The sequence below is a fragment of the Sphingobacterium sp. Ag1 genome (assembly GCF_000988325.1).
Lineage (GTDB): Bacteria > Bacteroidota > Bacteroidia > Sphingobacteriales > Sphingobacteriaceae > Sphingobacterium.
The window spans coordinates 256652-269509 of the sequence record NZ_LBGU01000041.1 but is presented as its reverse complement, the minus strand read 5'-3'; the positions used below and the strand labels follow the sequence as shown (position 1 = coordinate 269509).

General features: G+C 39.8%; 10 protein-coding genes and 1 tRNA gene. 8 read left to right on the top strand and 3 right to left on the bottom strand.

Features of this window, described 5'->3' with window-relative positions:
• The first annotated feature begins 54 nt into the window (after nucleotides 1-54).
• From AAW12_RS15955 to AAW12_RS15925, 7 genes are all read left to right on the top strand, one after another.
• The gene (locus AAW12_RS15955; protein WP_046674628.1) at nucleotides 55-351 is read left to right on the top strand and encodes a hypothetical protein; all 297 of its coding nucleotides are present in this window, start codon (nucleotides 55-57) and stop codon (nucleotides 349-351) included.
• Complete coding sequence (locus AAW12_RS15950; RefSeq protein WP_046674627.1) at nucleotides 348-1034, top strand: hypothetical protein; 687 nt, start codon at nucleotides 348-350, stop codon at nucleotides 1032-1034. The genes AAW12_RS15955 and AAW12_RS15950 overlap by 4 nt, the downstream gene beginning before the upstream one ends.
• A gap of 2 nt (nucleotides 1035-1036) precedes the next feature.
• Complete coding sequence (locus AAW12_RS15945; RefSeq protein WP_046674626.1) at nucleotides 1037-2092, top strand: hypothetical protein; 1056 nt, start codon at nucleotides 1037-1039, stop codon at nucleotides 2090-2092.
• A gap of 4 nt (nucleotides 2093-2096) precedes the next feature.
• The gene (locus AAW12_RS25640; RefSeq protein WP_053003747.1) at nucleotides 2097-3335 is read left to right on the top strand and encodes a hypothetical protein; all 1239 of its coding nucleotides are present in this window, start codon (nucleotides 2097-2099) and stop codon (nucleotides 3333-3335) included.
• Nucleotides 3336-3349: 14 nt separating this feature from the next.
• Nucleotides 3350-6358 (top strand): hypothetical protein, encoded by a 3009-nt coding sequence (locus AAW12_RS15935; RefSeq protein ID WP_156167672.1) that lies wholly within the window; start codon nucleotides 3350-3352, stop codon nucleotides 6356-6358.
• A 119-nt stretch (nucleotides 6359-6477) separates the two neighbouring features.
• Nucleotides 6478-6756, top strand: coding sequence for a hypothetical protein (locus tag AAW12_RS15930; protein WP_046674624.1), 279 nt, complete (start codon nucleotides 6478-6480; stop codon nucleotides 6754-6756).
• A gap of 154 nt (nucleotides 6757-6910) precedes the next feature.
• Nucleotides 6911-7552 (top strand): thymidylate synthase, encoded by a 642-nt coding sequence (locus AAW12_RS15925; RefSeq protein WP_046674623.1) that lies wholly within the window; start codon nucleotides 6911-6913, stop codon nucleotides 7550-7552.
• A gap of 19 nt (nucleotides 7553-7571) precedes the next feature.
• Here the strand turns inward: AAW12_RS15925 and AAW12_RS15920 are convergent, their stop codons facing one another.
• The 3 genes from AAW12_RS15920 to AAW12_RS15910 form a co-directional block, all read right to left on the bottom strand.
• Nucleotides 7572-8798, bottom strand: a complete 1227-nt coding sequence (locus AAW12_RS15920; RefSeq protein WP_046674622.1) for a site-specific integrase — start codon at nucleotides 8796-8798, stop codon at nucleotides 7572-7574.
• Between the two features lie 146 nt (nucleotides 8799-8944).
• Nucleotides 8945-9024, bottom strand: a tRNA-Leu gene (locus AAW12_RS15915).
• A gap of 114 nt (nucleotides 9025-9138) precedes the next feature.
• Complete coding sequence (locus AAW12_RS15910) at nucleotides 9139-9876, bottom strand: SIMPL domain-containing protein (RefSeq protein WP_046674621.1); 738 nt, start codon at nucleotides 9874-9876, stop codon at nucleotides 9139-9141.
• A gap of 95 nt (nucleotides 9877-9971) precedes the next feature.
• On the opposite strand from AAW12_RS15910, the gene AAW12_RS15905 reads away from it, so the two are divergent.
• Nucleotides 9972-12791, top strand: coding sequence for a S9 family peptidase (locus tag AAW12_RS15905; RefSeq protein ID WP_046674620.1), 2820 nt, complete (start codon nucleotides 9972-9974; stop codon nucleotides 12789-12791).
• Nucleotides 12792-12858 lie beyond the last annotated feature (67 nt).

The window sequence follows — 12858 nt, the reverse complement described above, 5'->3', positions numbered from 1 at the left end:
ATGTCCTTTACCATAAATATTAACCTATGCACCTTTACACCAACAATCAACACGATGACCGAACTAATTAAATCACTATTCCCCATGTTACTGAAAGGCTTTTCGAAATACTTCAAGCCTACAGTATTCGTGCTATTGGTCATCCTCATTATTTGGCTTATGTCCAACGACCGGGAGGACAAGACTATAAGCGACCAAAACTGCAAAGACCAATTGCAGGCCGCACAGGCGGAGCTGTCGGACACCCGAAAACAGCTATTACAATATGTTCTGCAGTCAGAACAGCGACAGCAGAACACGGCCAAAAATGACTCATCACTCCGTAAACAATACAAAAACATAATGCCATGAAAACACTCCTAATCTCAATCATCGTAATCTGTTTGGTTGCAATTGGCATCCAGTTCAACGCTAACAGAGAATTAAAAAAACAGAATATCGAACTGGCGGCACAGCCTGCACAGTCAATCTACATCCCGGTCATTGACACGATCCGAGACACCACTAAGGGCGAAACGATCTTTAAATTCCGTCCTGTCGAATCCACGCTGTCTCTCGACCAGTATGTCAGCAAAGGGCTTGCCGACACGCTTGCCGATGCCCTTCGCCTAACGAAATCAGAACGTGACAACTGGATGCGCAGGGCAAAGTCTTACGAGGCTTTTACAGTCGTCCTGCAAGATTCTTTACATGGAATAAAATACAGCGACGGCCGTGGCCAATGGGCGCATCTAAAGGATAAAACATTCGATATCCGGTATAACATCGACTCGAATATTTGGATCCCTAAAGTAAATCTTACAGCTCGAAAAATCGTCTACCCGGAGCGCAAAAGCATTTTTCAGCAATACCGATATAATGCGGCATGGATCTTTGACGATGACCGTGTCCAGATCAGCAACTTACAGGACTACACAAAAGTTAAACAGCCGTCTCGCTGGGGCATTTCTGCAATCGGCGGACCGGTTGTAACGCCAAACGGTTTTACCTACGGATTCGGCCTTGGATTATCCTATGATATAATCAGTTTCTAACTATGATCACGATCGTTTCACAGCCCCAAGAACTTAACTACACATTGAGCCTGCCGACCCTTTTATACAAGAGCGACAAGGCTTCAACAACTGTAACGTTGTATCGTGGCACGGTCAAGATCTTGGAAGAGAAATATTTTCCTTTTGATGCTAGCACGCCTTTGGAGCTGTATTTTGATACCCTGATCGATGGACTACAGACTATTGATTATCCGAAAACCGAAGAGATCATAACACATGCCAATGCGGCAGGAACATATAAAATTATTGTTGCTGACTCGGATGGATCTAAAGCTATCAACTTCACTGCGATGAAAGGTTTCCACTATTCGCAGCCAATGGACCTAAACCTGTTCTTCTCGACTGCATGGCTGAATATTCCGACCTTACGCCGTCAGGTTAGATCGTTCCAGCCTGTCCACCTTACAGCATTCGCACGTCAGAAGATAAATATCAAAGTGAAAGTGTTTTTTGAGGATAACTCAACACAGACATTTTCATTCGGTACAATGGTATCCGGATCCGTTCAGACTGTCGACATTTCACCATACCTGGTGCAACAGCGGTCGACCAAAAAAATCGTAGAATATTCAGTATTTGGTGCAGACGATACAGGAAAACTTAATATGCGGATGTGCAACTATGTAATTGATCCGATGGATATATATAAGGACGATTATTTCGTTTTTCTGAACCGACTCGGTGGCTGGGAAAGCATTTCGCTTACAGGTCAAAAAACGAATAGCTACAAAAGTGTTCCGTCGGTCGCGCTCTTTGATAAGCGGATAATAAAATATGCAGATGACCGGACTAGAACAGTAAAGAAAAACACGGGGTATATAACTGGTCACACCGATAGGATCCTGATCATCGAAATGATCAATAGTGATCAATGTTACCACATATTGGATGGTGCAGCCAGGCTGATCAACTTCAAAGAACCGACGGTCGACCTTACTGACGGCACACTTAACGAGGCGGATCTCGAATTTACCTATTCGGATCCTCTTTTGGCCAACCCTAGAATCGAAAAACAACCTAACTATCTAACTATATAAAAACATGAGTGAAGTATTAGACTCAAACTTTAACGGTTATCCCAAAGTCACGGACTGGGATAAAGTTTATTTTCTCTTACAGCAGGCAAACTCAAAGGGATTCAATTCAGCTACAAAAAAAGAAATTGTTACAGAATTATTCGGTGACGTCTCTATTCAGGGAGCTGACTATTATGATTTACCAGTCGCGACCTCGTCTGCTACTGTTGCTCTTCCTATTCCAACAACTGCTAACAAATTTGGCTTCTTAGCTAATGGTAAATATACCCAACCAACTGGGGGCACTTTGGAATATTCAGCCACACAATGGGGATTGGTCCTTTTTGACGGATCAAAATGGGGAAAGAAATTTACCCTCGATCTTCCTGCTGGCAAAGATGGCATTAATGGGACTAACGGGATCAACGGAACCAATGGAACCAATGGACTTGATGGGAACAAAATAATTGCTGCGACAGGTATACCTGGCTCCACCACAGGAAATACTGGAGATATTTATATTGATAAAAAGGACCTGATCTTATATGGGCCAAAAATATCTACCGGCTGGGGAATTGGAATAAGCCTTATTCCAGATAAGGTATCTTATAAAACTGGCCAAAATATCTTTAATGGTTATGGTGGAGACCAGGGAAAAGTGCTTAACAGTAGCGGCATACTCGTCCCAGCTACGGATTGGTATACCTCACCGCCAATTTATTGGGGGAATCAAACTGACGCATCCATTACTTCTAGAGCATGGGCGCAATTCGATGAAAATGGTGTTGTAACCTCCAGCTGGTATAATAGCTCTGCAACTTCAATTGAACAGCATCTAGTTAAGGATCCAAATGCAGTTTTTTTTAAAACCAGTGTCGGCATGACAGGTCGAGAAATCACTAGGGCGAATTTTGGTTTAACATTACTTCCATTTACTAGATTTTACAATAAAATTCAGAGTATATATGGAGCTCCTTTATATGTTGATCGAGAGCCAAAGGAGAATTTAAAAGAAATGTTCTTTTCAGAAAGTTTTCAGCCCCAATCAGCAACTTATACTGATGGGGTAATAAATTCCCCGATCAATGTCATTTGGGCTGACGGTTTTTTGGGTGTAATTACTCTGACCAGAAATACTAACGGCTCAGTCACCTCCGCAATTGCTACACATATTAAAGACGACATAACAAGAACATTGACTGTTACCATCACTAGAGATGCAGATGACAATGTAACTAATGTAACTACCACTGTAAACCAATAAATCAATATAAAAAAATGGGAATTTTAGACACAAATCTATCAAGGGTCCAGTTTAAAGAAAAAAGTAACCCTGAAATAAACTTAACGATTGCAGGCAGTTCCTCAATTGATTGCCGTTCGTATAACACACTCAATCTTTCTATGCTGGCCATTTCTACAGCGCAGGATGTTGAAGTGATCGGGACATATCCAAATGGATCGACTTCCAAATATACCTATGCTCTGAAAGGTATTGATATCTCAGGGGAAGTACGTGCAAGTAAGGAAATAACATCCGTTCCTTTGAATTCTTGGTCACAATACCTAATTGACGTTTCGATGTTTAATTCGGTTACAATCTCTAAAATCACTACTTCCGGTGAATTAAAGTTCGTTAGTTATTTATCGGCAAGAATGCTAAACGATTCTGATTATTTTGGATATAACAATTTTTCTAAGTTCAAAAGAAGTGCAGGGGTATTTAATGCATCTGACTTGATCCCAATCACTCAAGCAGTAAAAGAAAATGCTATTATAGTTAAAATAAGCAACACAGAAGATATTACTTCGTTCAGGCTATTTGTTGAGGATGCCCAATTCACTAAAAGATGGTATAATATTACCAAAGGCGAATACATGCAGAACCGAGACACATTACCTGCAGGAACTACCTACATAGCTATTCCTATAGAAACGAAGGAAAGTATAGCATTTACTAATGTTGGTGGTGGTACAATAACTGGTTCGTATAAATTCGAAAACTTTGACTTTAAATTGGACGGCAATCGCCTCTATTGGGAAAAACAGAACGGAGCTGTTGGAAGTGCCAATGAAATCAAAAAGCCAAAAGAAGCGAAATGGGCCAAGGTAACGCTATTTGGACCGTCATCAGCCGGAATGTCAATCGTATTGTATGGCAAAAAAGCCTCTATTTTAGCTGCTAATCCCAATTCACTTTTAAGATATCACCTAACATCAAATCTACCCCTATACAACGCAATTTCGAAAGCTAGGATATTCGATTCCGTTGTCCCTATAACCACTGATCAGACGGCGTATTATTTTAACGTAGAAAATTTTGACACCATTTCTCTAGCGTCTGGAACAGGAAGCCCCCTAGTAGATCTCAAGACAATCTTTAATTTCTATTCTGACCTAGAAAGCACTATAAAAGACGCTATAATTGGCACCAGCAATACCGCAGATAATACAGATAAGTATTTTCAGAATGCCAATATCCTTCCGTTTTTCGAGGATAGCAAGATGGTTGTCTTGAAGGATATATCTTCAAAACGATTGAGGGGCTTATTTAAAGATATCGCAGTTTGGCATAATTCCACGTCCTTGTCAATTTCTCGTACAGGCATTGATGGAGAACAGGTTGTAGTAGATCTAACATCAGCAAATTTTCCAAACCTTATTTCAGGAAGCACAATCGAGCATGTAATTATATTACATTGGACAAGATATAATAACACAGTTCCGAGTGAAAGCTACCGTATCAATGTTATTACGACAAAAGGACAGGTCTATCACAATCACCCATCTAGAGCCCTCACGCACGACGGAGCGGAACAGGCTAACGACTGGTTCACTTTCGAAGAAAGCGTAATTTGGGACATTGAAAATAAAACTACACCAGTAAAAACCAGGTCAGGTAATGATGCCGTTTTGATTTCTACAGGTAAGTATAATTACTTTCCGGCTTTGCCCGATGAAGCTTATGAATTTCATCCTGCTATTGATCAACCAAGTCCATACGGGAATTCAGGATTTGGTTCAGTTTCAGAAAAAACGCAGGCCGATAACACGACTATTAAGTTTTCAAGGTTTTATTTTACTGATCGAAGTAATGGACTTCAAGCCAATCCATTTGGATTTATGGGTGGTTTTGCCACACATCCGAAATTATCCATGCTGGCAACATACAAATCAAATAGTGACCGTCCAACACGTATCTGCTTATTTATGACAAATGACGGCGGCCGACAATGGTATTGTCGATGGGAAGCTGGAATAACGGGTGAAAGAAAATTTGCAAATGGCACCTTAGCTTCCGTCGCTATACCGACATTTTTAGGAAGAAAACTGGTTACAACACAAATGTCAGCTCCAGCTGCCAGCGACATGTTTAACGTCGTTAAAAGGACGCAGTATATTCCTGATTCTTCCAACAAAGAAATTGATAAAACCCAGAAATTTACTTATGGAGCACCGTTTGGGGTCGCTTCAATTACAGCTAACGTTGGCGATATTACTGTTGTGACAACTACACCCCACGGTTTTAATAACGGTGAGCTAATTCTTTTTGAAAAACAAAATGGTACTGTAAGTGAATGGGATTGGATTGTCAACACAGGCCATTCAGCTTTATCTTCAGGATCAGGTGTGTATTTTAAAGCTAATGTTGTTAATAATACAACATTCACGTTAGAGGAAGCGGTAGGACAGCATGATAACAATTTAACGGTTAGACATATTCATTCGCTTAACCGGTGCAAAGATGGTTATTCATTTGGTTGTGGCGAAACCTATCCTGAGGGATGGTGTTTTTGGATTCCGGTCCGGGAAAGCGACAACTTTATTCGAAAATATCCTTGGGATCACTTTGATTTTATCAGACTTAATTCCGTTCGCGAATCTGTTCAAAGGCCATTAGGTTTTACTTTGGAACACGACAACGACAACACTGTATTTGTCGGTATCGATAACGAATATACAATTTTGCCAAATGTGGCGCTTCCAGCCGGGCGTACTGATACTTTCAAACGTTCATCAAATGGAGCTTGGAAAGGAAAATTAGTCGATTTTGATGATCAAAGCAAGTTTGAATGTGTGTTCCCTAGCGATGAAGTATGCTATCTATTTAAACGGATAAATGGTGTATTTGTGTATACTGGGCAACAGGGGCACGTTGGAATGTCTAGATCAGGAGAAAAAAACACCTGGTCTGAGTGCAGAGCACCATGGACCCCTCAACGTTTTGGAGGGACAAATACAGATGGATGGTTTGTCATAGATGGATTACTGTTCAAATACAAATAAAGCTTTCTAATTAAGAAACAGCTTATTACCTTTGCAAATTTTAGAATTTGATCATCTACCAAGTTTATCAAAAGTAATACCTAGGTAATGAAAAGAAGCGATATAAAATTTGATAACCTATGCAAAGAAAAATTGAATCAAAAATTGAAAAAGAAGTGAGTACGGCCGTTTACAAAGGCTTTAAGTTCAAATTTATCACAAATAGATTTCAAGGGCGAGTGTCATCGATCCTAGTGGACGGGGTTAATACAAGATCTGTTGGCGCTGTTGTAGGTGCCTATGATGTAAGTGGAGAACTATCCATAAAATTTAAAGGAATGGCGCCTGACCATGATATTAGTCAGAAGATATTTGAAGAACTTGAATCTATTAGAATGGACAATCAACGGGCAGGGTGATATAAAAACGCCCCCCGGCTTTAAAGTAGTTTCTCACGCTATTTAAAATTACAGCCACGAAGGCACCGGAGGACGAAAAGTCTTCTGGCCTTCGTGGCTTTATTTTTTTACAGTAATAATAAATAACGTGAGAAGCCGCAAATATATAATTTAAATGAATAAATACCACAAAATACTTGAAAAGATCCTTTCCAAGGGGAAGGATCAACAGAACAAAAAAGGAACAATAAAATACTTGGTAAACCGAAAAATTGAATTGGCTCCGGGAGATCTTCTTGAAATATTTGAAGGGCATGGAATTGCTCGGAAGAAATTGTCCGCAGAATTGGAGCTCTTCCAGAAAGGGGAACGCTCCGTGGAAAAATACAGGGATCATGGTATTACCTGGTGGGACTATTGCGGAAGTATATTGGTAAACTCCTATCCGACCTACTTTGAACAGCTTCCTGCATTGATCACCAAGATCAATAAAGAGAAGAGATCATCAAAAAACTATGTATTGTTCCTGGGGAGGACAGATGTAGAAAGCAATCAGCAGCCATGCCTGTCGTTGATTCAGTTCCAAATTGCCAATGGGAAATTAATAGTGTCTGCATACCAAAGAAGTTCGGATGCTTCATTGGGATTACCTGCTGATATTTATCACCTATATTTAATAAGCCGCAAAATTGACGTCCCTTTGAAATCAATAACTTTGTTTTTGGGAAACGTTCACATTTACGACAATAATCTGGAAAGCACTAAGCTCCTATTGGAGGGATCAGGATCACCAACTTTTAACTTGAATGTGGCTTAAATAAAGGGGCTAAGCCCCTTTACATGACAAATTTAAATCCTTCCTGAATTTTCAAAGTTTGTTCAAGTTCGTATTCCTCATCAATGTGAGCATATCTTTCGGTAGTAGCTATTTTAGAATGCCCCATGATATTTTTAAGCGCATAGATATCCCCTACTGTTGTCATAAATAGATATCCGAAAGTATGACGGCCAACGTGGCTGTGAATCTTCTTTTTAATATCGGCCATTTTTGCTAGGTCCTTTAAAGTGCGGTTATATTCCTGCGTCGTTGGCAAACTAAAGAACTGGTTCAATGCTTCGTTGATAAATTGTTTAGCTATTGGCACAATTGGAATCTTGATGGTTTTAGGAGCCTTATTGATGTTTTTTTGCATAGTGAACATTGCAATATTATCAGACAGCATCCAGTTCTTATTAGCCTTATATACATCCGATATCCGCAAGCTTGTAAAACACTGAAACAGGAAAGCCTTAAGGACAACCGTTTCTGTCTCGGAAAGGATTTGCCGACTAAATAGATTGATCAACCTTTTAATCTCATCCCTATTCAGATAAGTAGTAGGACTTTTTACAGGCTTATTTGGGTAATCTATTGCTTTTTCATCTACGAATATCGTGGCCTCTTCATTTGCCACTCTTAGCAATGCTTTAAGGTCTTTAATACGTCCCCAAATAGTATTGTGAGCATTTCCTTTTGCTTTTAGGAAAGCTTTATAATTGTCCATCCATTTAACGTTGATCTGTGGGAATTGGACGAACTCGTCGAATGCTTTCACCGTTTCGACGGTGCCCTTCTGGTTGATGTATGTACGTTCGGAAATCAGCTTCTTAGTAAATAATTCCTTCAGCCTCGTTCCCATGTAACCGACCAAAGTTTTGGAAGAATCAAATAGTTTAAGTTCACGTATAAGATTTTCCTCATCCAATATTCGATTTGTTAAACGATAGACTTTTGCTATCTCGTTGACCTTGCTGATCTCGGAAGTGATGATCATGTTATAGTCCATGACATCCGGGTCCGATTTCAGGCGTGGCAAAAGCATCTTGTTTTGCTTATCTACCTTTTCGAAATGCCAGCGCAGATTCAATGGTAGTCTAGGACGGTACTTAAATCCACGTCCTGATATATAGACTTCGAGGTACAAAGAAACTTCCTTTGTAACCGGGTTAATTTTATCCTTCCGATAAAATAACGTGATTGAAAATTTGAACAAGTTTTCAGAGGTTTTGAAATCAACACTCATAGCACGATTTATCAAGGTGTACACAGGGTGTACAAATAAATCGGCTACATGATCTAAAACCCCCACTAGAAAAGATGGGCCGTACGTCTTCAAACGCACTTATTTCAAATAAAAGAGAGATTCCCAAATCGGCAATCTCTCTTTTGTACCCGGAGCCGGAGTCGAACCGGCACGGTTTCCCACTGGTGTTTGAGACCAGCGCGTCTACCAATTCCGCCATCCGGGCATATCCGTTTGGGATGATGCAAAAGTAGGTTTTTTATTGAAAAGGAGAAAACTTTTTGAATAAATTTTCAATCAAAACCAATATAGAACTGAGATTCAGTCAAATAATTTTTCCTTAGTTACTCAAAAAACTTGCTTTAACTGTGATATTAGCTGTTTTTTTTCGCGAGGCTGTATTAAATGCACCACCTGAAGAGTATTCTTCGTTGTCGTTTTGTCCCGTTATCTGAAAAATTCCCAGATCGGCCTTTACCAGATTACCCAATCCGGCATTCGATTCCTTTGCGATATTCTCTGCACGTTGATGTGCATTTTTTGAAGCCTGTGAAATAAGTTCCAGCTTTAGATCCTCTAGCTTGGAGTAATAATAGTTAGGGGTACTGGAGCTAAGTTCTATTCCTTTGGAAATTAATGTCGATATTTCTCTTGAAGCGTTGTCAACTTTATTTAAGTCTTTTGATTCGACACTGACGGCCTGCGATAAGGTATAACCGGAAAAAGTATTATAACCATTCCCTTTTCCATCGGTATGATATTCAAAGTCTTTAGCAATATTAACGGCCTCGAAACGGATCTCGTCAGCCTTAACCCCCTGTTGTACTAAAAAATCCCGAACCAAATCTCTATCGGTAGCCAATTGTGCTGAAGCAGCACTCAATTCATAATTCTTTCGGCTAAAAGTAGCACTCCATTTGACTAAATCGGATTCAAAATCTTTTTTGGCATTACCATTAACAGTGATTGTCTGCGTCGATTTAAACTTATAACGATAAGCTGTACCCAATATCCAGGTGCCGAGCAAGAGCACAACGCCCATTATAATCGAAATAATAACAGCGGATGATGATTTCATAACCAGTTTTTTATATTTACGTAACAATGAATATACCAAAAAATCGATGTTTATTTATTTTTTATGAATAAATTGCGACAAAAAGGATTAAAAATATGAATAAGAAAAGTATCTGTATTCCATTTTGTTTTCTGGCTGCATTCGCTGCCCATGCGCAAAAGAAACCATTGGATCATACGGTATATGATAGTTGGCAAAGCGTATCAGCACCCTATATCAGTAAATCGGGAAAATTTGTTCTATTCCAGGTCGTTCCACAAGAAGGCGACAATCAGCTTTTTCTCAAAACCAAAGAGAATAAAGAAATCATTCAAATTCCCCGTGGGTATAATGGAAAACTGACCGATACCGAAAATCATCTGTTAAGTTTGGTCAAAGCGCCATTCGCCTTAACCCGCGAAGCCAAGATCAAAAAGAAGAAAGCCGAAGATCTCCCAAAAGATTCATTGGCAATCTACAATGTAACAACGTCATCCCTTGTCAAATTTGCGCAGGTAAAATCCTATAAAATTGCTGATCAAAACAACAATTTCGTCTCTTTCCTTTTCGACAAGGAAATAAATGACAAACCTGATTCAAAAACGGCTACTGATGCCACACAAGCAAAGAAAGGCAGCGATAAAAAGAAAAAAACAGTGGCAACGCTTGCTTTATATGATCTAAATTCTGGTGATTCGGTGCAATTCTCATCTGTAGATCAATACGAATGGAATAAAAATGGATCAAAAATCGTTTTTTCAAAAAAAACAGATTCAAAAGATAGCCTATCAAAAGAATCTGGAGTCTACCTTTACGAAATAGCAACTAAAAAGCTTAAAAAGATATCAAATGGAAAAGGTAATTATAAAAATTTCAAATTTGATGAATCAGGTAATCAGCTCGCTTACCTGGGGGATCTCTCCAATGAAAAGGCATTACTAAAAAATTACAATCTATATTACTATGCCAATGGTATAGATACAGCCCAATACCTCGCAACAAAAACAAGCAATGGTATACCTAAGGACTGGGCCGTTAGCGGGGATGGCGATATCCGTTTCAGCAAAAATGGGGAGAAGCTATTTTTCGGCATAGCACCAATACCACGTGTCAGAGACACCACTTTGGTTGATTTTGAGCATGCTAAAGTGGACGTTTGGAACTGGCAAGACGACTATTTACAGCCCATGCAGTTGGTCAATTTAAAGAAAGATCTTGCAAGAAATTTCTTAGCGGTTACTTACCCCAAATATAATCGCAACATTATTCCCCTTACGGACCAAACATTTAACTCCACAGCACTTACACCGGACGGAAATGAAGAGTATATCTTAGCACGCACTGATTTTGGCAAGCGCATCGCAAGTCAATGGGAAGGCAGTACACGAGACGACATTTATCTGGTTTCAACAAAAACAGGAAATAAAGAGTTAATCCTTTCAAACTTTTCAGGAAATGCAATCTTAAGTCCTGACGCAAAATACATCGTATATTTCGACCAAGATAAAGGTTCCTGGAATTCCTATCAGGTTAGTTCAAAGAAAAAGACGGTGTTAAATGACGGTATACCGGCGTCCTTTGCCGACGAGGAAAATGATATGCCTACTGCCGCGCAAGGATATGGCATGGCAGCATGGAGTCCGGACTTTAAAGGGATTTACGTCAATTCGAGGTATGATATCTGGTATTTTAACTTGGACGGTTCCAACAAATCCATCTTGACGAACGGCTACGGAGCTGCATCGCAGACAACTTTCCGCTACTTGCCTTTAAAAAGAGAAGAGGATCGCGAACAGGCCACAACACTCGACTATAAAAAGGGTGGTTTTCTAACTTCCTTTGACAATAAGACCAAAGAATCTGGTTTCTACCAGTTCAAGGGGCAGCATAACGATCCTAAAAGTCTTTTGGTGGAGGCAAAAACGTTCAGGAATATCAGCTCTTCGGCAGATCAACAGACGATATTGTACAGTAAAGAGGATTATATTCATTCGCCTAATATCTACACCAATACCATAAAGTTCAAAGAAGAATTACAATTATCCAATATTAATCAGCAACAGGCTAATTACAATTGGGGAACGGCAGAGCTAGTCCATTGGACAACGCCTGAAGGAAATCAGGCTGAGGGAATTCTTTATAAACCAGAAAATTTTGATCCTGCAAAAAAATATCCCATTATAGCTTACTTCTATGAAAAGCTTTCAGATGGATTATATACGTATCAACCCCCTGCTCCTACGCCATCACGTTTGAACATCCCCTATTTTGTAAGTAACGAGTACCTGGTATTTGCGCCAAATATAAGCTACAAAACAGGTCATCCGGGTAAATCAGCTGAAGAATACATCAATTCTGGGATGAGATACCTCGCTCAGAATGCATGGGTTGATAGTACAAAGATGGGAATACAGGGCCAAAGTTGGGGCGGTTATCAAGTTGCTCACCTCATTACGCGGACCAATATGTACGCTGCAGCATGGACTGGTGCTCCTGTCGTCAACATGACATCTGCCTATGGCGGAATACGCTGGCAAAGTGGTATGTCCCGCCAGTTCCAATACGAACATACACAAAGCCGCATCGGAAAAACCCTGTGGGAAGCTCCAGAACTATATATCGAAAATTCACCTTTATTCCATTTGGATAAAGTTAAAACTCCTGTTGTCATTATGGCTAATGACAACGACGGGGCCGTGCCATGGTATCAAGGTATTGAAATGTTTACTGCGTTACGCCGATTAAACAAACCTGTATGGATGCTGAATTATAATGGTGATGAACATAACCTCATACTTCGACAAAACCGTAAGGATATACAAATTCGCGAACAGCAATTCTTCGATCATTTCCTAAAAGGTGCCCCCGCTCCTGCTTGGATGAAGAAAGGAGTACCTGCCACCGAAAAAGGAATAGACTGGGGATTCGAATTATAACACAAAACAATAAAAAAGGTGTGATTTATATAAATCACACCTTTTTTATTAGCCAAAAACCATAATT